General features: G+C 45.9%; 32 protein-coding genes. 1 reads left to right on the forward strand and 31 read right to left on the reverse strand.

Going from position 1 to position 15,659, the window contains the following annotated elements; translation table 11 throughout:
- Positions 1–2: 2 nt before the first annotated feature.
- The 7 genes from ACTJJS_RS04915 to ACTJJS_RS04945 all read right to left on the reverse strand — a co-directional run bounded on the left by ACTJJS_RS04915 (position 3) and on the right by ACTJJS_RS04945 (position 3,494).
- On the reverse strand, positions 3–737 hold the full coding sequence (locus ACTJJS_RS04915) for an RNA ligase family protein (protein WP_440662680.1): 735 nt from the start codon (positions 735–737) through the stop codon (positions 3–5).
- Complete coding sequence (locus ACTJJS_RS04920) at positions 703–1,344, reverse strand: hypothetical protein (RefSeq protein WP_440662682.1); 642 nt, start codon at positions 1,342–1,344, stop codon at positions 703–705. Before ACTJJS_RS04920 ends, ACTJJS_RS04915 begins: the two co-directional genes overlap by 35 nt.
- 67 nt (positions 1,345–1,411) lie before the next feature.
- Positions 1,412–1,765, reverse strand: a complete 354-nt coding sequence (locus ACTJJS_RS04925; protein WP_440662683.1) for a DUF551 domain-containing protein — start codon at positions 1,763–1,765, stop codon at positions 1,412–1,414.
- Positions 1,762–2,013, reverse strand: coding sequence for a hypothetical protein (locus ACTJJS_RS04930; RefSeq protein ID WP_440662684.1), 252 nt, complete (start codon positions 2,011–2,013; stop codon positions 1,762–1,764). Before ACTJJS_RS04930 ends, ACTJJS_RS04925 begins: the two co-directional genes overlap by 4 nt.
- Positions 2,014–2,186: 173 nt before the next feature.
- Positions 2,187–2,603, reverse strand: a complete 417-nt coding sequence (locus ACTJJS_RS04935; RefSeq protein ID WP_440662685.1) for a hypothetical protein — start codon at positions 2,601–2,603, stop codon at positions 2,187–2,189.
- A complete protein-coding gene (locus tag ACTJJS_RS04940; protein WP_440662686.1) occupies positions 2,596–2,796 on the reverse strand; it encodes a DUF7167 family protein in 201 nt (66 codons plus the stop codon). Before ACTJJS_RS04940 ends, ACTJJS_RS04935 begins: the two co-directional genes overlap by 8 nt.
- Positions 2,797–3,254: 458 nt before the next feature.
- Positions 3,255–3,494 carry a hypothetical protein gene (locus tag ACTJJS_RS04945; RefSeq protein ID WP_440662687.1) on the reverse strand — a complete coding sequence of 80 codons (240 nt, stop codon included), beginning with the start codon at positions 3,492–3,494 and terminating at the stop codon, positions 3,255–3,257.
- A 139-nt stretch (positions 3,495–3,633) separates the two neighbouring features.
- Between ACTJJS_RS04945 and ACTJJS_RS04950 the strand changes: the two genes are divergently transcribed.
- Positions 3,634–3,873 (forward strand): hypothetical protein, encoded by a 240-nt coding sequence (locus ACTJJS_RS04950; RefSeq protein ID WP_440662688.1) that lies wholly within the window; start codon positions 3,634–3,636, stop codon positions 3,871–3,873.
- A gap of 94 nt (positions 3,874–3,967) precedes the next feature.
- Here the strand turns inward: ACTJJS_RS04950 and ACTJJS_RS04955 are convergent, their stop codons facing one another.
- The 24 genes from ACTJJS_RS04955 to ACTJJS_RS05070 all read right to left on the reverse strand — a co-directional run bounded on the left by ACTJJS_RS04955 (position 3,968) and on the right by ACTJJS_RS05070 (position 15,658).
- Complete coding sequence (locus tag ACTJJS_RS04955) at positions 3,968–4,339, reverse strand: DUF1064 domain-containing protein (RefSeq protein WP_440662689.1); 372 nt, start codon at positions 4,337–4,339, stop codon at positions 3,968–3,970.
- Positions 4,251–4,541, reverse strand: coding sequence for a hypothetical protein (locus ACTJJS_RS04960; RefSeq protein ID WP_440662690.1), 291 nt, complete (start codon positions 4,539–4,541; stop codon positions 4,251–4,253). The genes ACTJJS_RS04955 and ACTJJS_RS04960 overlap by 89 nt, the downstream gene beginning before the upstream one ends.
- Positions 4,526–5,227, reverse strand: a complete 702-nt coding sequence (locus ACTJJS_RS04965) for a hypothetical protein (RefSeq protein WP_440662691.1) — start codon at positions 5,225–5,227, stop codon at positions 4,526–4,528. Before ACTJJS_RS04965 ends, ACTJJS_RS04960 begins: the two co-directional genes overlap by 16 nt.
- The gene (locus tag ACTJJS_RS04970; protein WP_440662692.1) at positions 5,217–5,567 is read right to left on the reverse strand and encodes a hypothetical protein; all 351 of its coding nucleotides are present in this window, start codon (positions 5,565–5,567) and stop codon (positions 5,217–5,219) included. The genes ACTJJS_RS04965 and ACTJJS_RS04970 overlap by 11 nt, the downstream gene beginning before the upstream one ends.
- A gap of 19 nt (positions 5,568–5,586) precedes the next feature.
- Entirely contained in the window at positions 5,587–6,309 is a 723-nt protein-coding gene (locus ACTJJS_RS04975; protein ID WP_440662693.1) for a hypothetical protein, read from the reverse strand.
- A gap of 43 nt (positions 6,310–6,352) precedes the next feature.
- On the reverse strand, positions 6,353–6,703 hold the full coding sequence (locus ACTJJS_RS04980) for a helix-turn-helix transcriptional regulator (protein WP_440662694.1): 351 nt from the start codon (positions 6,701–6,703) through the stop codon (positions 6,353–6,355).
- Positions 6,700–7,440, reverse strand: coding sequence for a hypothetical protein (locus ACTJJS_RS04985; RefSeq protein WP_440662695.1), 741 nt, complete (start codon positions 7,438–7,440; stop codon positions 6,700–6,702). The genes ACTJJS_RS04980 and ACTJJS_RS04985 overlap by 4 nt, the downstream gene beginning before the upstream one ends.
- On the reverse strand, positions 7,430–8,335 hold the full coding sequence (locus tag ACTJJS_RS04990) for a hypothetical protein (RefSeq protein ID WP_440662696.1): 906 nt from the start codon (positions 8,333–8,335) through the stop codon (positions 7,430–7,432). Before ACTJJS_RS04990 ends, ACTJJS_RS04985 begins: the two co-directional genes overlap by 11 nt.
- A 4-nt stretch (positions 8,336–8,339) precedes the next feature.
- The gene (locus ACTJJS_RS04995; RefSeq protein WP_440662697.1) at positions 8,340–8,687 is read right to left on the reverse strand and encodes a hypothetical protein; all 348 of its coding nucleotides are present in this window, start codon (positions 8,685–8,687) and stop codon (positions 8,340–8,342) included.
- Positions 8,688–8,736: 49 nt separating this feature from the next.
- Positions 8,737–9,042 (reverse strand): hypothetical protein, encoded by a 306-nt coding sequence (locus ACTJJS_RS05000; protein WP_440662698.1) that lies wholly within the window; start codon positions 9,040–9,042, stop codon positions 8,737–8,739.
- Between the two features lie 20 nt (positions 9,043–9,062).
- A complete protein-coding gene (locus ACTJJS_RS05005) occupies positions 9,063–9,647 on the reverse strand; it encodes a 3'-5' exonuclease (RefSeq protein WP_440662699.1) in 585 nt (194 codons plus the stop codon).
- A gap of 10 nt (positions 9,648–9,657) precedes the next feature.
- Positions 9,658–10,770 (reverse strand): PD-(D/E)XK nuclease-like domain-containing protein, encoded by a 1,113-nt coding sequence (locus ACTJJS_RS05010; protein WP_440662700.1) that lies wholly within the window; start codon positions 10,768–10,770, stop codon positions 9,658–9,660.
- Positions 10,771–10,773: 3 nt separating this feature from the next.
- Positions 10,774–11,229: a hypothetical protein gene (locus ACTJJS_RS05015; RefSeq protein WP_440662701.1), complete on the reverse strand. Its 456-nt coding sequence runs from the start codon at positions 11,227–11,229 to the stop codon at positions 10,774–10,776.
- A 388-nt stretch (positions 11,230–11,617) separates the two neighbouring features.
- Positions 11,618–12,031 (reverse strand): HNH endonuclease signature motif containing protein, encoded by a 414-nt coding sequence (locus tag ACTJJS_RS05020; protein WP_440662702.1) that lies wholly within the window; start codon positions 12,029–12,031, stop codon positions 11,618–11,620.
- Between the two features lie 513 nt (positions 12,032–12,544).
- Positions 12,545–12,817, reverse strand: a complete 273-nt coding sequence (locus ACTJJS_RS05025; RefSeq protein WP_440662703.1) for a hypothetical protein — start codon at positions 12,815–12,817, stop codon at positions 12,545–12,547.
- Positions 12,818–12,825: 8 nt separating this feature from the next.
- Positions 12,826–13,014, reverse strand: coding sequence for a hypothetical protein (locus ACTJJS_RS05030; protein WP_440662704.1), 189 nt, complete (start codon positions 13,012–13,014; stop codon positions 12,826–12,828).
- A gap of 75 nt (positions 13,015–13,089) precedes the next feature.
- Positions 13,090–13,476, reverse strand: a complete 387-nt coding sequence (locus tag ACTJJS_RS05035; protein WP_440662705.1) for a hypothetical protein — start codon at positions 13,474–13,476, stop codon at positions 13,090–13,092.
- A 78-nt stretch (positions 13,477–13,554) separates the two neighbouring features.
- The gene (locus tag ACTJJS_RS05040) at positions 13,555–13,743 is read right to left on the reverse strand and encodes a hypothetical protein (RefSeq protein ID WP_440662706.1); all 189 of its coding nucleotides are present in this window, start codon (positions 13,741–13,743) and stop codon (positions 13,555–13,557) included.
- Positions 13,744–13,827: 84 nt separating this feature from the next.
- Complete coding sequence (locus ACTJJS_RS05045) at positions 13,828–14,070, reverse strand: hypothetical protein (RefSeq protein ID WP_440662707.1); 243 nt, start codon at positions 14,068–14,070, stop codon at positions 13,828–13,830.
- Positions 14,071–14,074: 4 nt separating this feature from the next.
- Positions 14,075–14,239 (reverse strand): hypothetical protein, encoded by a 165-nt coding sequence (locus ACTJJS_RS05050; RefSeq protein WP_440662708.1) that lies wholly within the window; start codon positions 14,237–14,239, stop codon positions 14,075–14,077.
- A 2-nt stretch (positions 14,240–14,241) separates the two neighbouring features.
- Positions 14,242–14,550, reverse strand: coding sequence for a hypothetical protein (locus tag ACTJJS_RS05055; RefSeq protein WP_440662709.1), 309 nt, complete (start codon positions 14,548–14,550; stop codon positions 14,242–14,244).
- Positions 14,551–14,624: 74 nt separating this feature from the next.
- Positions 14,625–14,993 carry a hypothetical protein gene (locus ACTJJS_RS05060; protein ID WP_440662710.1) on the reverse strand — a complete coding sequence of 123 codons (369 nt, stop codon included), beginning with the start codon at positions 14,991–14,993 and terminating at the stop codon, positions 14,625–14,627.
- A 43-nt stretch (positions 14,994–15,036) separates the two neighbouring features.
- Positions 15,037–15,282: a hypothetical protein gene (locus ACTJJS_RS05065; RefSeq protein WP_440662711.1), complete on the reverse strand. Its 246-nt coding sequence runs from the start codon at positions 15,280–15,282 to the stop codon at positions 15,037–15,039.
- Between the two features lie 10 nt (positions 15,283–15,292).
- A complete protein-coding gene (locus tag ACTJJS_RS05070) occupies positions 15,293–15,658 on the reverse strand; it encodes a hypothetical protein (RefSeq protein WP_440662712.1) in 366 nt (121 codons plus the stop codon).
- Position 15,659: the final 1 nt, after the last annotated feature.

Raw genomic sequence — 15,659 nt, forward strand, 5'->3', positions numbered from 1 at the left:
TTTTAATTGTTCCAAATTGGTTGACCGGTACCATTGTTCTCCGGTAGGTACTTACCATCTATCTTGTCAGGCCGGACGTATTTAGTAAGGAAGTCCACTTCACCGTGGCGTTCCACTCGCCAGATGTAGCCTTCAATTTCATCTAACGCGCCATGATGTCCGGTAGGTCCAAAGAACCTTTGCGCTTCGGCGATTGATACGGCGCCGAAATCATCCTTCCGGTAGGTCGATGGTGTGGGAATATTATATGATACCCGGCTGATGAAATCATTATACATCAGCCTTTTCCCATTTCGGAATAGATCGAAAGCAACGAATTGTGCCATGGGGTGGTGAGACAGGCCATAACGGGTGCCGTGCGCCTGGGCAATCCATTCTCCGCAAATACGTTCTCCATTTTTTAAAATAGACGCCCATATGCGCTCATCGCTTGAAACGAAACGTGAGAAGTGATGGTGCTGTTCAAAGGGAGAGGTGCTGGCCAGATACCCGGCTCGCGTCAGTGCCAGTATTTGCCCATTCACTTTGGCAATAGCCACGTTACTACCGTCCAGTTTCTCCTGAACATAGATCTGGTCATGCTTATCTCTCTTTTTAACAGTGGCAATTAGAGCTTGTCCTTCGCTGATATGGTGGTCTCCGGGACCAAGTCGGCTTCCTGGCAAATGGGGGATAGATCCGTAAGCCCTCCCTCCAAGCGGCTTATTGGGGTTTGTTTGATTGTTCTCCTTCTTCATTTTCTCTTCCTCCTTCTATTTGTTTGTATTTATTGTATAAAGATTTGACATCCATAAGGCACTCAGTAAAGCAATCGTATGGGGAAAAGCCTATGGATGGCGATTCCTTTTTCGTATGGGGGTTAAAGTGGATTGTACCATTATCAGTATGTTCCAGCCATTTACCAAATGCTATTGCCTCTTTCGTCCCATTTTCTGCTACCTGAACCAGCAGGGTTTTAATTTGTTCCTCTTGTCGGGCTATCTGCTCCCGGAGTTGGTGGTTTTGGATGTGTAGTGTTAGGCTCTCTCTCCTGATGTCTTGAGGTTCGTTATCCCTTTGCTCCAAAGGGGTCGTATCCATCCCAAGGTATTTTAAGAGAATAGTCTCCGCGTGTTTTGCGCCCATTGGTAAAAATGAATCTTCGTCGCCGGGTCGGTGGGGGTTATGAATTGGGACGTATCCCATTTCCTTCATCCTTTGTATGTCTCCAAAGTCAACCCCTATAAATGCGGCGTCTGTGTTATGCCCGCAGCAGCACCCCGTGGTTTTAATCCCCAGCATCCAAAGTGCCATTATCTCTTCTGCGATACACCGGTCAATGCAATACCCGTTTTCTTTTGGCATATGGGCGGGCGCATGAACCCAAATCTGATTTGCGTAGGTGCCGAAATCAACATTGTTACAATAACATTTATGCATTTTGTCCGCCCTCCTGCACTGGTGGTTGGGGTGATGGTTGCCAGTGAGAGGCAGACAATCCGAAACCAGGAGTAGAAAAAACGTACCTTTCCTCTATGTATGGTGAATTTGGGTCACTTGTATATGGCCCGGCGTATACCTTCCCATGTCGAGTGTCACCCGGATGGTATACCACAAATAAACATCCCTGTCCTCTTTCCGGTAGATGCTCCGTTACAGGTATCCACCTTTGCTGCGCTTCGGCCCACTCCGCCCCGGCGATGAAGTCAGTTTTTCGTCGTATCATATCCGAGTGAACTCCGTAGATAGCTTCAGCCGCCTGCTGTTTCTGTTCAAGTGTTGTCATCGCTTTTCGTTGTTTAATATTGATTTTATAATATCAGGTAAAAGTGTGCGTACCGGTAATCCTCGGCCAAGTTTTGCAGAAATATTCTTCATCTCATCAACAATCATCTGCTCATCTTTTGCTGTCAAATCACCGCTATTGAATGAATCAACCTGAGTCATCCATATAATAGCTGATGCCCATGAACGTGCGATCTTTTTTGCTTGATCATTTTTTATCGTTCTATTTTTCCAAGGCCCTTTGCTCATCCATCCCGGACTCCTGTTCCGGTATTACTTCGCAGTCTGATTTGAGAATATACCAATTATTATGACTATGATTTTCATCATTTATTTTTAATAATAAATCATTGTATCCATCATCTTCAACTGTAATTATTTCCCCATTCCTACCATAATACCACGATGTTGAATATCTGCAATTAACTATTCTTACTTTCATCGCCTGCCGCCTCCTTGCCGGATTCCTGTTCATCTTTAATGCGCTGTAAATACGTTTTGCCCGTCTTCCTGTACATTTCCTCGTCATAGGCCTGTATGGCTGCAACTTCAGCTATAGTGTCGGCCATAGTATTGATTTTCTTATCTGTGTTGCCGGCTTCCGGGATAAGACCGCGATTAACCATTTCAGCATGACAATCATCTTCCCATCCGACGTATGCAATGCCTGCAATTATCCATGCAGATTTGAATTGTTCTGCCATGTACTTAACGGCGATGCGGGCGGCGGGGACGATCTGTGTACATAATTTTGTGTAAGAATCAGAATCCCGATCATTATGACAGTCCCATGCCATTTCCTCCGCTATCTGTAGGATCAGCTCTTCATTGTTATTCATTGGTTTGGCCCTCCTGTGCCACCCAGGAATATCCTAGGTCTATATAGTTTTGTGCCCAGTCGTTAACGATTTCGTTTACTTCTTCTTCAATCTGTTCTTTCGTAGCATCATCTTCTACTTGTAGCTCCTGCTCATCGTTGTGAACGGAACCAAATCCAATACCAAGGAACATTTTTATTATAATCGTTTTCATTTTTCTCCGGCCTCCCTGCCGGTGGTTTAAAGGTGCCGGTAACCGACCGGCGGCGGGTTAGTTTACGGTTTCCCGTAGATTATTGCGTAATACGCGTTTTAAATTTGGGTATGGCTACGTATATCCTTATATCAGCTGAGCGACTTCCGGAAATAACCATCGGTGGGCCCGGTGGACAGTTACCTCACTATACCTATGAACTGACATTCTTTGTTTGCTCTTTTTGGCGTCCAGTTCACCAGAAAGTGAAAAGAGCATACAGCCTTTCAGATGTCCCCTTGACGATAGTTGAATCCCACTGGCGAAGTATGATTGGGAAGGCAGGCCGATCATACAAAGCCTTTGTCGTTGATGATATCGTTTATTACGGTTTCCCATAAACTTATCTTGGATTGGTGGCATACCTTCAGCAATAGCAAGGTTCTAACGGGTTTTTTGTGTTATCATCAGCTGGGTGTCTACCCGGCCGATTGTGTAAATACCTGGTTATCCGGTTTGCATTCCGGACAGTACTGTTCCAGGTGCTCCCTTATTCTCCGCCACGATTCTCTATGTCCGGCACCTAAAGAGCTGGTAACCCACTCTTCTACTTTATCCAGTGTGGCTATAGGATCAGTTGCGGCGCGGGCTGCCTTGTTGTATTCGGCTTGCCAGTCAGACACTTCTGGGTGCTGCTCGATGATACTGGGTATTTTCATGTTGTTATTCATTTTATTTGGTTGCCCTTCCGGGCCGGTTTAAACTTTTAAATTCTACTTACTATTCAGCTTTTGTCTCATGTTTTGATTTGTTTTATATGATTGATTATTAGATCTTTGCATAGCAAAACACCTCACTATGTACCAACTAAAATCAATTTTAACCAAATCAATTGTCGACTACTTGTATGATTATCACAAGGATTATAGCCCAGATGATGTTATAAATAAAATTGCTTTTACGTTCCCTGAGCAGCCAGACATAACTAAGCGTGTATACTTTGCTTTTTTACCCAACTTCCCAGAGAATAAAGAATTAAGAGGTGGCCTTTATATTGTGATTACTAATACACTTTTTTTAAATGGGTACGGCTTTTGAATAAATCATTCCTAATACTCATCGTTGGGTATCTTCTACCGGCTGGTGCATATCATGCACGCAGTCGATGTTGTATATTTTATTCAGTTCCATTTCATACTTCTTTTATTTCAATGTTATGCACCTTCTTCATGAGGCGCTTTTTCTTCAGATAATCCCGGGTCCGGAATCCCTTTGCATCCTCCACGACCTGCTGGCCGGATTCACAATCGATGTAGACAAAGTCGGCGATGTACTTCAGGGAGTGGCTGCCGCCGGCGTTCAGTTCAAAAGACACCTGCAGACGCAGACCACGAATTAAACCGGCTCGCTCCATCAGTCGTAGGGTACTATACCTGGCCGCCTCCTTCGCTGAATCGAACCAGATGCCGTCTACCTCAGTCCGCTGGTTGCCGAACTTTGACTTCTTTGACAGGTTCGCCGGCTGTTCCAGCTCCCTGATTACCTCCTCGTTTAAACCTGCCACGGTAGACGCCTTTAGCTCTTTCAGCGTAATATGCCCTTTCGACCTCTTCTTCATCAGGTACGATTGTAATAGTGTGTGTTTTGTCCTGCAGGTGGTGGGTGCTGGTCCAGTAAAGCAGGATGCGGTCGCGGTGTTCATCGTCGCGGTACTCCTCATAGCCGGCCAGCACCCCGCCTATACTGAGCTTTACAGTGCCTCGCATAGCGCCGGGAATTTCGCCGGGCGGCCGGTGGTGGACAGGATACGAAAGGAGATCACCCACACCCAATCGTTTTTATCACAGCTATTGGTGCCATTTATATCGCGCCACAGCCGGCCGAATGCGAAATGATGAGGGCCGCGGAAAAGGTGTGGGCGAAGCGCTTCCATAGGTTTAACTCCCTCTGCCCGCGCGTCTTTATCGCTGATATCCTGCACCCGTTCTACACGTATTTCCGTAACTTGTAGCCAGATCCGAGCGGCCACTTTCGGCATGAAGCGTGGAGACTTCCAAGGTGGTGTCAAAAAATTTGGATGATCGTCTTCCAGGTCAGGCCTGTGCCAATCTGGTATGTCGGGTCCAGCTTTATAGAAATACTGATCGGAGCCTATTCTGATTTCATTCTCGTCGATCATGTGTCCTTTTATCCATGTTTCTTTCACATAAAGGATGTTTCCAGGCTGTCCGTATGGACACAATAGTGCATATCCATTTTGCCAAGGAGAATGAAGAAAACATTTTTTAAACATGTGTTTGTGATCACCGGAATACACATAGCCGCTTTCTTCATCAATTATTGGCTGCGGTTTAATGACCCGCCGGGTCTGCGTCTTCCTGCCGTCAAGTATTGCGCGAACCATATCACCGGAGAAGAGAATTGGACGCTCTTTTGTTGTTTTATTTTCCATTTCTTGGTAGTTTGAACCCTAATAATTCAGCTGCTTTGCTGTTTTCTTCAACCCATATCAGGTTGCAATGTGTGCATGCAGGTATCATTTCTTCGGTATTCAGGAGCCTATGGGATGTGGCTTTTCCACGTTTATGGTGCATCCCGGTGGCACTTCCCTTGCATCCGGGAGCCTTGATTTCACATTCTTTCCCTTCCCATAGGGGCTTTGTGAGTTTCGAATACTCCCGGTTGATAGCTGCCCGCTTGTCACTGAATGGTTTTATCTTCCTCACTTTCTTTTCCTTTTCCGGCTTGCCATCGTTTTTAATGCGGCGCCGGTATTCCAGGTAAGATTCCATACTTCACCGTTTTTATTTGTTAGTGACAGTGGCATCTTTCAGGGAACATGCTGTCGTCAAATTCGGTAGTGTCGATAACTATTTCCGATTGGCTCAATACTAGCCGAGCCATGTATCCGGTAAATTCGTCGCGGAGGACATTGGGAGTGAATGGAATTTTCAATTCACTGCCATTGTCCGAAAGAGTCATTGTTTCGTATCTTGACTGCGACCCGTATGTGTGTGGTAGGCTCAATGCTGAATACGTTTTGGATTCTTTGTTACGCCTGCTTTCGTGTAGCGTGAATTTGACATTCTTTCCGGGGCCAGAAAGCTCAACGTTCAGCCATCCATATTTGGAATCTTCGTTCACAGAAGCATTATAGTCATAGGGATAGGATTCTTTGTCATCAACATACTCAATAAAGAACCTGAGGATGTCGGAAAATTTCACTTCCTTGTCAGCGCGGGTGAGAAATTTGGAAACCATTGGCACGAATGTTTGAGCTATAGCCTGATTGGCTATTTTGTCGATCTCATTTGTCAGCCCTTCATTGATCCTGGCGATGATGTCTGGAAGCTCAAAACATACGCCTACTTGCTGGGCTTCCAATACGCGGCTGATTTCTTTCTTAAAAGGAGAATCGTATCCAGTATAGTATTCCTTAATTTTTTCGATTGCTCCTTTCATGGCATATTCATTGGCCTTTTCCTGTAATACGGCCATGTCGAGAGTAGGTAGAATCTGTATATTGTTTTCCACTTTCTTTATTTTTTTGTTTATAAATATTTTTCTCGTTCCTCCTTCATCCTTCTGGTTCGCTCCCTGACAGCAGCATTTGCGCATTGCTTGCAATAAGATTTGCGGCCTCCCGGATGGCTTGGATCTTTAACAAATTCTCCGGTGGACTTGGTGCTTTTGCATTTGGTGCAGGTCTTTTGCATTGTTCTTCTAATTTTTTCATGAATAAATCTTCTATCGATACCGAAAAGTTTCGGCATATTCTCAGAACTACAAGAGCAGGCGGGTAGCAAACCCCTTGTTCGTATGATCCGATGTTGGGCCGGTTTACATTCAGGTAAGCGGCGAAATCTGTCTGGTTTAATCCGGATAGCTTCCGGATGTACTTCATGTTGTTGGCGAAAATCTGTTTCACGATTCCGGATTTTGTTCGTTTGCAATAGCGTTTAACGCTTCGATTCTCACAGTTTCCCGCTTACTGTAGTCTACGACAGCTGACCATAGCTTTTCTTCCTGCCGCCATTCGTCCCCTTCTTTCACGAGCAGTTCATACAGGCGGCGGCCTTCCGGATTGGCAGCAGGGGAGGCGTGGAGGGCTTCTCTCATTTCAAGAGCGTATGCCTGCCGGCAGTCTTCCAGGAGCTGCCATCTTTCGGAGCCGGAAAGGGTGATCATTTTATTGCGTTTGAGCCAATCGTAGATACAGGTTGTAATGAACTCGCTGTGAAATGCCCCTTTTCGGGCTGAATCCTTGATCTTCTCCCACTCATCCGACCAATCTGTTTCGCCGGGAGGCAGAGCCGTAATTTCGGCCTCGTTTGCCCTTTTTTGTGCTTCCAGTTCAGAGAGGTGCTGCCGCTTACCCAGGTACTCACATATGGCGTCATCGATCAGGGCCAGATTCAACGCTTTTCCCCAATCCTTGATCCTTGTCCCATAGGTGCGCATCGCATACTCGAACTCATCGGGATTTATGTTCTGGTAGTCATCAATAGCCTTTTTACGTAGCTGGTCTGTCAGTATGGTGACGTATGCGTCATCTTCGGCCAATTGCCACCCGGTGATTACTGCAGTTTTCAGGATAAGGGCTTCGATGATGGTATGTAGCTCGGTGTCCGTGTAGTTGCCAAAGCGTTTGGTATTATACTTCATCTGTAGTATCCGCTGTTCCTCCGGGAGGAAACTGCTGAAGGTTGTTCCTAAGCCGTCCTGCAAGGATTGCGAAACCTCCGCTTTTGCTGGTAAAGGCTCCTTTGCTCCCGCCGGTTCCACCTGCAGGTGATTGGTTGCCTGTTGTAGTTGCTTTTCGTCCATCTCTCTCCTCAATTTCTCTGTAGTTAGTGATAAATGTGTTTGCCAGCCCTGCCCATCGCACTATTTTACTTCCGTTGTTGAGCCAACCGGTGCTGTCCCACTTGTTGTAGAACTTCTCGGCCATTTCTTCGGTGCCGCCGGCGCCGCGGAAAAACCGTTTCACGTCTTCGAGCGGGGGGGCGGCGCGGGAGGGGGGCGGCGCAACCGGGGGAGGGTGTGGGAAGGATTCGGTTTTTACTGAACCATCCATAAGCTCTCCGGACATGAAACCGGGGGGCGATTCCCCTTTAACCTTCTCTTCTTCTTTATATTCTTCTTTATATTCTCTTTTAGGCAGTGATTCATCATTACTGATTCCGTGATCATTCACTGAACATTCAGTGAATATTGTTTTTAGTTCTTCCCTGTTGATTAACAAGTCCTTATAATTCGGCCGGTTAATGGTTTGGTGCTTACCGAAGTTTGGCAGATAGTAGAAATCCTCGTTTTTGTGTGAGAACTGACTAATAAATCCATGAGCAAGCAGCTCGTTTAACCAGGTGCCGAATTGTTGGAGTTGTATTTGATCGTAAGGGAAAACCTTTGACTTGATAAAAAGATGATCACAAACCAGGACGCCTAAATCATCTGCCAGATTCCAAAGACCGATAAAAAGTAATCTGGCATCCCGGCTAACCTTCGATAACTTCCTATCGTCCCAAAATTTCTTTCTAATCATTCTGTCTCTGGCCATGACCTCAAAATAAAGTTGGTTGTTGTATCGGGTGTATCTCCGCATACCCGGCGCCGGTAGTTTTCTGGAAAAGATGCTCCGGTTGTTTGTATGGTCCTATTCTGGTTTGCGCCAGCATCTGGATGGCACCCTTAGATTTTAGGTCACTCAGTGCCCTCCTGATGGAGGTGATTGGCGTGCGCTTGCTGAGTAATGCCCTGGCTTTAAGATGTTTTGTTAGCTCCGAAGCGGTTATCTTCTTTTTAGGGTGCTTCCGGAAGTACTCAGCGATTATGGTCTGCTGCCCTCTCGCGGCCTTTATTTGGTTGGCCAGTTGTCGGCCTGTCAAGTGTGTTGTGTTGTAATATGTCATACCCTAAAATTTTTCGGTGAATCAATCAGGCACTGGGTAGATGCGATGGTTATTCTTCGACGTTGTCCTTCCCGTGAATTAATATCTGAAACGCTGCATTTGTTATTCTTTCGTCAATGGCGCATACCATATCCACGTTGTTTACATAATCACCTAGGGCCTCCATTACCGTGGTCATCTGGCCAAGGGCTGCAATAAGCACCTCTTCAGTTGCAGCGGCTCCATCTATTTGTATTTGGGACATACCTGGTATTGACCTTACCTGTGTAATTACGGTGTTCATGTTGGAGGCCAGATAGTTAATTGTCTGTGTAGCAAGTAGTATTTTGCTATAAGTGTCGAGTTTTTCTGACATGTGATTTGTTGTTTGTCCGATCAAGCTGCTGGCTTTTTACGGTAGTGGTTAATAATGTGATAAATGGACCAGGTCAGGTATATGTCGTAGCTGGCGTCATGCAGCCTTGCTTCATCAACCGCGATGCCCATCTCCATAGCAACCGTTTTGAGTTTGAAGTCGGACATTTTCTGCCGGCGGTCCAGAAGGTATTCTGAAGCCATCACCATTACATCGATACCGTTCGCCCAAAACCATGAGCCAAAGTAATTGTCGCCATTTTGTACGAACCAGGCGCGCAAGAAAGCATTGTCAAAGGCCGCATTGTTATATCCTATCAGGAAAAACTTATCCGTCTTGTCATATTTATCGACATAATTGGCCAGCATGGTCACAAATTGCTGGTAGACCTCTTGCATGGTAGGATATCCTGATACCACATCAACGCTAACGCCTGCTATCTTTAGTGCTTCCGGATCAATTATGGCTGCGGGATTGGGGCGCACCTTAAAGTTGAAATCTTCGACAATTTTTTCGTCAATCTCAATACAGCCGGAAATCTGATGAATCCCATTTTTCCAGTGCCTGGTGCCGGTCGTTTCCAGATCAAAGAATAGTTTTTTCATCTATGCCGTTTTATTCGTCAATGTCTACTGGATGAAGCGCTTTGGTTGCCCAATCCGGTTGTTTCATTTCAATGATCCCGCTATGCCCACTCTCTGCCGAGGCCTCAAAGCCGGGCCATATACCTTTTTCGGTGCATTCTTTTACGGTGGACATTGCATGCCGGAATTTGTATTTCCCATTTTGTAGGTCTTCAGCATCCCACCAGAAAACTGCAACCATATATGGCTCAACTACCTGCAGCATGATCATGATTGTCACATTGAACTTCCGATCCGTAACATGGCTGGCGCCTTCCAGGTACATGCCTTCTGATAGCTCATACTTGTACTTTGCAGTATCGTAGAAGAATTTGCCAATGTCTTGCGCTGAGGTGGTTTTGTAGCTGATAATGGCGTTTACGCCAATGTTTTCCTCAATATTGAAGTAGTCTGGCCTTATCTTCGCTTTCAGACCGGTTTCAGGATCTTTGTAGTAGAAGCTGGTCTCTGATGTGGCGCCTTTCAATATGCGGGAGATAATACCGCCGCCATATCGTTTATAGTTCTCATGGACAATGTCAATTATAACTTGGCTTTCCTCGTCAACTACTTTGTATTTGCAGGTAGCCTGCAGCTCACTCAGATGGTCTTTCATCTGGTTTATGTTCCATCCGGATAAGTCAGCATTTTCACAGCAGTTTAGCTTTTCGTAGAAGCGTATAAGTATTGTAACACCCTCTTTTGAAGCCATCGAGGCCTTAGGCTCAATAACATATTGGTCAAATATTTCGGGTTCCAGAAAAGCCAGATGGCATATTTCGCCGAGGTCAAAATGCTTTTTCGCCTTATTTGCCGGCCGCTGGTTCATATAGAAATAGTAGTGCCTTGGCGTCTTCAAAACCTCCTTGAGGGCAGAAGATGAGTTGCTTTTGTTGGCGAGGTACTTTTCCATTGGGTCTTTTACCAGAATACCATTCTTACTGAGTGCTACCAAGTCAATGGGAACTACGGTGTCCGAATTGAACTGGGGACTGTGAAGCATGTCAAGGATGGTGGGGTAATCCCCCGGACTGTAAGCCAGGGGATTAAGTTCTTCGTCAATCACCTCCACATTATCGAGATCAGGAAATTTGTTGAAGTCCATATCTTATTGTTTGATGATTAGAGGCTTAACAGACCATTGAGCGCTTTGCAATGAGTTCTTTTTGTTTTTCTTTTTGCCGAGGTATTCCAGTCTTATAACTGATCCCGGCGCCAGGTTCAATGCTTCAAGCAGAGAAACCAACCTTTTGCTTGCATTACGCCATGGTTTTAGGGTGCCATTTGACTTTTCATAGAAAAAGGCACAGTCTACCTCTACCGGAATGCTTGGATCATTAAAATCCGGAAACACAGATGTCTTGATTGAATCGTAGTAAACATTTTTGGCTTCTCCTACGTTCTCTGGTTCCCAATAATCCGCCATCAGATCAAACGGTACGACTTCTGCATTGTCCAGATCTGGCAGGTTTGCCTTCGACATATCGACAACTTGGAGGCTGATAGGGCTTGCCGGTTTAAGGGCTACAGCTGTTTCGTTTGTTTCAGTTTGATTTTTTGCCATAACTTTGTATTTGATTTTTGATTTGTATTTCTGCCTGCTGTTCCCGCAGCGGGCTTTTTATTTTTTGAACACCAGGTAGGCGGCAACCATGATTCCGGTGTAGATCGCCCAGCGGATAGCACCACCCCATGTTCTAAGATTTCTGTAAATAGTGTGCATGTTGTGTTTTTTAAAACCGGGTGACGAGAACCAGCCACCCGGCTGCTGTATTCATTTCCCGCGGGCCTAAACGGGGCATTTATTTATCTGTCTTGCGTGCGTAATCAGGATTAGGCCCATTCGTTACTACTTCATGTTTTTCGTTTTGGTTACCCCTTACCCCGTGTTCTGGACAACAGCCCCGGCTTAAAGCTGTAGTAAGAAGTTAAATCCGTTCATTGTTCACAATTCAAACTGATTTTAGCTTCTTTTTTAATCGCCATTCTTTCATACTGTGACGATGAATATTTTTACACTCATTACACCTGCACCCTCTTTTATATGCGCCACCGCTAGGGTGTTTACGAAGGTGTTCATTGGTGTTAATCTTTATTTTGCCACGTGAGACGCCGTCATTATAGTTATCCATAGATGTTCCTAAAATGAGATGTGAAGGGTTTACGCACAGCCTGTTATCGCATATATGGCAGACCAGAAATCCTTCTGGTATATATCCTTTATGCAGGATATAAGAGAACCTGTGAGCATCAATCACTTTCCCTTTATATTTGAAGGCGCCATAACCGGTTTTGCCTCGTGTGCTGGCTTTCCATTTCCAGCATCCCACTTTCTTTTTTTCAATCTTTTCCCAAAACCGCTTCATGATAATTGTTTAAAAGTGCCGGTAGTCGCCGGCGCGCTCGGGTAGCCACCCGACAAGCTCTTTTCCGTGTGCCCAGTGGCGGCCGCCGAACATCTTACTGGGCTTCAAATGGGTACTTTTCTCCTGTAACCTTGTGCAGGGCTGTGATTCGAACACACTTCTTGACAGCGGTTGAGCGTCCTCAACTTCGGGTGTTCCAAACACCAAAGACCCCACATGTTGCCGGTATTAAGCATCCGGCTTGCTCCCCATTGTGGAAACGCTGGGCATTCAGATTGATCGCTACCGGGGACTGGATCGAACAGCCTACCTTTCTGTGGATACAGAAGGGAATACCCTTCCCGGTCAAGTGGTAGAGGAATCTCACCTCTACCTTTCCGAACTTCAGCCGAAGCTGTCGGATCGCGCCTTGTCGCTTTTCCCGCTTTGAGCCTGTTGATCTCAGCGGTCACCTACCGGAAAACAGACGTACCGGTGCATTTACAAGGAATATGTTTATCAAAGAGCTTCAGTTTAAATGCCGCCGGTATCATATTCTTCGATGGCTCTTGCTACAGATCCTTCGGAACAGCAGTCTTTTAATGATGTTTGAAAATGTCTACCCCTTCTGTTTGACAATGGTCGCATATCAATCTCTTCTGATACTATTGATATCCGTACATATGTTACTGGAGGATTGTAGTCAATCACTTTCGCGGTAAATATTCTGTGTTTGCCACGGAAGAACCATTCACCGAAGTAGTTTTTCCTAAAACCCAGCTCAATCAAAGTTTTTTCGTCCTGCATATTTTTGCTTAAATGCCGCCGGTGATCCGTATTTTCTTGCAGTTGTTTCTGTAAAAGACTTTTTCTTCTCCCGGCTCCCAGTAATCATTTTTGCCTTGGTATGGATCGATCAGCTTTACAACTATTGTTTTTTCGTCCATTCGGATAAGTTCAGCTGAAACAAACCGGTTTTTGTGTTCAAATTCTATTTTCTGCATGATTGAAGGTTTTTTAAATGCCGCCGGTGGATACCGGCCGCGTGTCATGTGTTCCACGTTATGAAAAAGGTTGTGTTATATTTGGAATGTGACTTCGCCAACCCATGAACCGTCAACTAAGTCGGATTCAGCTTGTTCTGGTGTTTCGTAAAGCGTATTACCAGTGATGAAATGACCTACTTCCAAGTATACGCTGCAGTACATGGTCTTATTCTCATGGGCCATGAAAAGGTCATATTGTGACGGTTCGGATTCTTCGAAGCGATTGCCGTTGGCATACCAAATTAATAGTAAGCCATCAACGGTTCCGGCAAGTACATATCCGATAGCATCGTCGAAATGCATCAGATTGGTAACCCGTTTCCCGGATCTTGTTACAACCCGCGCTCCGGTAATAGCCCTTTCGTAATCAAATGGTTTTAGTACCATTCCTTTGATCTCTATGTTGCCGTCTTGTGCCATTATCGTATATAGTTAAAGGTTAATAAATCGAGTTTTAAAAGAAGGGCAGGAGGTGGATACAACCCGCCGATACGTTACCTATTGCCCTTTTATCGCTTCATTATGAACACCCCTTCCGATTTTCCGGTAGCTGGTCCGGTCTTTATACCGGTCCTCACCGTCAATATTTTCTTTCGGCATCAAAATCGCCCAGACCACAGTGACAATTACTATCGTCACAACTTGAGCAGGGAAGGTGTGTAGGAAGTCGGTCAGATTGTTTTGCATCGCCAGCTTTTATAAGGTATTTGGTAATTAAGCGTACACAGTATCCGGACACGGCAAGCATGGCCAAGATGAAGAATAGCCAGATCATGCTGCCAAGGCTTTAACAGTGAGAGACAGGTTTGCGGCATTGGCCTGTGCCATAAGCTTGTCGGCCTGTTCCTTCGACTGCTGGCACATGAAGACATTATAATCTAAATGAGATGCATATGCCTCTGCTGTTTCGAAGTCATTCGGATGAGCCGAAAGGGCGGCTTCGTTGAATTGATGTGCTTTGTACATCTGGTCCGCTGCTTTTGCCAGCAGCTGGCTTATTTGAAGGAGTGTCATCGTGCTATTTTTTGAAGGTTAAGAAGAACAGGCTGCGTACTGCTGCCGGCAGGAGAAAAGCAAAAAAGGCGTAGTTGATCTCCTGGTGGTATATTGCCATGCCAACCCATGCCGTGGCGTTGATGATGCTTATGGTATACCAGAAACGAAGCTGTATTGATGCTTTCATGGTTAAGCGTTTTGATATTTGGTGGAAAGAAGTTTCGCGCAGAAGTTTTTGTCATCCCGGAGCCGGCGGCGCAGGTAGTCGATAAATCCTACCCATTCTTTGCTGTGCCCCCACCATCCCCGCAGGAGAACCAGTACCATGTCCGGGTGGTAGTCCTCGATTATGCCGGCCTGCATCATAGCCTCTTGAACTTCTCCGGCTTGCAGGTCTTCTACCGGCTGCGGGACACCTCGCAGGTCCCAGGCAATGAACAGGTCCCCGTCCTCTGAGGTGGAGAAGCCCACGATTTGAATGTTCGGATTCGTTTTCATACCTTCGTATTTGAATAGTTGTTTTACTGATTTACTTGACGCTATTCCCGCCCGGCGCGCCACGTCGGGCATTTTTATTTTATATTGAGTGCTTTATGGATAGCTGCTGTCATTATAAATACTACTTCCGGATTCATATCCTCTTCGCAGGCCATCAGTGCCATCAGGCAGGCATTTAATAAGTCGGGGGCTGCTGCCAATAAGTGGCAATTGGCTACCAGCTCATCAAAAGACAGATCCTCAATAAACTTGTCGCAAATGATCACGTTCGATACATTGTGAGGATCATCCCGGTAGGTTGCGCCTCCGGCATTAAGTTCATGCCTGGTTTTCTCGGTTTGAACAGACATCATGGTGATGTCGTTCCCGCGGGAAGAGATTTTGTGTTCTGTCGGCGCTACCGCTATCCACGGTGCAGGGGTGCCTTTAAATTGATAATTCATAACTGTGATGGTTTTAAGCCCTTACGGCAGGTTAGTAAAAGTGTTAGTACCGATAATAAGCTGCCGGCATAGGCTCCTCTTCCACATAGAAGACATGATAATCTCTCCAGTCATCGGGTTGCGGCTCGTTATACCCCCATGTTTGAAAGCAGGAGAATCCAAGTGTCAACGCCTCATCATCACAATCCTCACGGAAAAACTTTGTCGCAGCCTCTCGTGCTTCCTCAATACTGGAAGCGCCATAAACGTAGACGGAATCATAGTTTTTGTTAAAAGCGCATGTGACCATTATGTTAGATTTATGCTCTTTGAGCAGGTGAGTAATCAGATTTGGTTTCTTCGGCCAGCACCTCGCGTACAGCGGCTGCCAGTTCCGGCATGTTCAGGTCGTCGGCATCTTCCAGTGCATCCAGGTCGATGGCGAAGTCGGACAGCTTCACGCGGGGATCATCCATGTCAGCAGGGTAGTACCTACCACCGGCGCGCAGCTGATCAACCACTTCTCTTTCCATCCACTCTTCAGATCCTTTCTCCATATAATATGGTGCATCCTCCGGACGGCCACCACACAGGGTCAGTACCGCTATTACGATTCCCTCCTCTTCGGTAAAAAGCCACACTTGTGGGCAAAGCTCCGCCTGCAGGCTGTTGAAAGTCTGTTTCATG

Origin of the sequence: Chitinophaga sp. 22308 (assembly GCF_052045305.1) — a bacterium.
Lineage (GTDB): Bacteria > Bacteroidota > Bacteroidia > Chitinophagales > Chitinophagaceae > Chitinophaga > Chitinophaga varians_A.

Excerpts from the sequence above, each read along its gene's own strand:
- ACTJJS_RS04970 (WP_440662692.1), bottom strand. The coding sequence starts at position 5,567 with ATGGAATCTTACCTGGAATACCGGCGCCGCATTAAAAACGATGGCAAG.
- ACTJJS_RS05010 (WP_440662700.1), bottom strand. The coding sequence starts at position 10,770 with ATGGACTTCAACAAATTTCCTGATCTCGATAATGTGGAGGTGATTGAC.
- ACTJJS_RS04985 (WP_440662695.1), bottom strand. The coding sequence starts at position 7,440 with ATGAAGTATAATACCAAACGCTTTGGCAACTACACGGACACCGAGCTA.
- ACTJJS_RS05020 (WP_440662702.1), bottom strand. The coding sequence starts at position 12,031 with ATGAAGCGGTTTTGGGAAAAGATTGAAAAAAAGAAAGTGGGATGCTGG.
- ACTJJS_RS05025 (WP_440662703.1), bottom strand. The coding sequence starts at position 12,817 with ATGCAGGACGAAAAAACTTTGATTGAGCTGGGTTTTAGGAAAAACTAC.
- ACTJJS_RS04960 (WP_440662690.1), bottom strand. The coding sequence starts at position 4,541 with ATGCGAGGCACTGTAAAGCTCAGTATAGGCGGGGTGCTGGCCGGCTAT.
- ACTJJS_RS05000 (WP_440662698.1), bottom strand. The coding sequence starts at position 9,042 with ATGTCAGAAAAACTCGACACTTATAGCAAAATACTACTTGCTACACAG.
- ACTJJS_RS05070 (WP_440662712.1), bottom strand. The coding sequence starts at position 15,658 with ATGAAACAGACTTTCAACAGCCTGCAGGCGGAGCTTTGCCCACAAGTG.
- ACTJJS_RS05005 (WP_440662699.1), bottom strand. The coding sequence starts at position 9,647 with ATGAAAAAACTATTCTTTGATCTGGAAACGACCGGCACCAGGCACTGG.
- ACTJJS_RS04995 (WP_440662697.1), bottom strand. The coding sequence starts at position 8,687 with ATGACATATTACAACACAACACACTTGACAGGCCGACAACTGGCCAAC.
- ACTJJS_RS04920 (WP_440662682.1), bottom strand. The coding sequence starts at position 1,344 with ATGCCAAAAGAAAACGGGTATTGCATTGACCGGTGTATCGCAGAAGAG.
- ACTJJS_RS05045 (WP_440662707.1), bottom strand. The coding sequence starts at position 14,070 with ATGACACTCCTTCAAATAAGCCAGCTGCTGGCAAAAGCAGCGGACCAG.
- ACTJJS_RS04925 (WP_440662683.1), bottom strand. The coding sequence starts at position 1,765 with ATGACAACACTTGAACAGAAACAGCAGGCGGCTGAAGCTATCTACGGA.
- ACTJJS_RS05055 (WP_440662709.1), bottom strand. The coding sequence starts at position 14,550 with ATGAAAACGAATCCGAACATTCAAATCGTGGGCTTCTCCACCTCAGAG.
- ACTJJS_RS05030 (WP_440662704.1), bottom strand. The coding sequence starts at position 13,014 with ATGCAGAAAATAGAATTTGAACACAAAAACCGGTTTGTTTCAGCTGAA.
- ACTJJS_RS05015 (WP_440662701.1), bottom strand. The coding sequence starts at position 11,229 with ATGGCAAAAAATCAAACTGAAACAAACGAAACAGCTGTAGCCCTTAAA.
- ACTJJS_RS04940 (WP_440662686.1), bottom strand. The coding sequence starts at position 2,796 with ATGAAAACGATTATAATAAAAATGTTCCTTGGTATTGGATTTGGTTCC.
- ACTJJS_RS04965 (WP_440662691.1), bottom strand. The coding sequence starts at position 5,227 with ATGGAAAATAAAACAACAAAAGAGCGTCCAATTCTCTTCTCCGGTGAT.
- ACTJJS_RS05035 (WP_440662705.1), bottom strand. The coding sequence starts at position 13,476 with ATGGCACAAGACGGCAACATAGAGATCAAAGGAATGGTACTAAAACCA.
- ACTJJS_RS05060 (WP_440662710.1), bottom strand. The coding sequence starts at position 14,993 with ATGAATTATCAATTTAAAGGCACCCCTGCACCGTGGATAGCGGTAGCG.
- ACTJJS_RS04950 (WP_440662688.1), top strand. The coding sequence starts at position 3,634 with ATGTACCAACTAAAATCAATTTTAACCAAATCAATTGTCGACTACTTG.
- ACTJJS_RS04930 (WP_440662684.1), bottom strand. The coding sequence starts at position 2,013 with ATGAGCAAAGGGCCTTGGAAAAATAGAACGATAAAAAATGATCAAGCA.
- ACTJJS_RS05040 (WP_440662706.1), bottom strand. The coding sequence starts at position 13,743 with ATGCAAAACAATCTGACCGACTTCCTACACACCTTCCCTGCTCAAGTT.
- ACTJJS_RS05050 (WP_440662708.1), bottom strand. The coding sequence starts at position 14,239 with ATGAAAGCATCAATACAGCTTCGTTTCTGGTATACCATAAGCATCATC.
- ACTJJS_RS05065 (WP_440662711.1), bottom strand. The coding sequence starts at position 15,282 with ATGGTCACATGCGCTTTTAACAAAAACTATGATTCCGTCTACGTTTAT.
- ACTJJS_RS04935 (WP_440662685.1), bottom strand. The coding sequence starts at position 2,603 with ATGAATAACAATGAAGAGCTGATCCTACAGATAGCGGAGGAAATGGCA.
- ACTJJS_RS04990 (WP_440662696.1), bottom strand. The coding sequence starts at position 8,335 with ATGGCCAGAGACAGAATGATTAGAAAGAAATTTTGGGACGATAGGAAG.
- ACTJJS_RS04945 (WP_440662687.1), bottom strand. The coding sequence starts at position 3,494 with ATGAAAATACCCAGTATCATCGAGCAGCACCCAGAAGTGTCTGACTGG.
- ACTJJS_RS04915 (WP_440662680.1), bottom strand. The coding sequence starts at position 737 with ATGAAGAAGGAGAACAATCAAACAAACCCCAATAAGCCGCTTGGAGGG.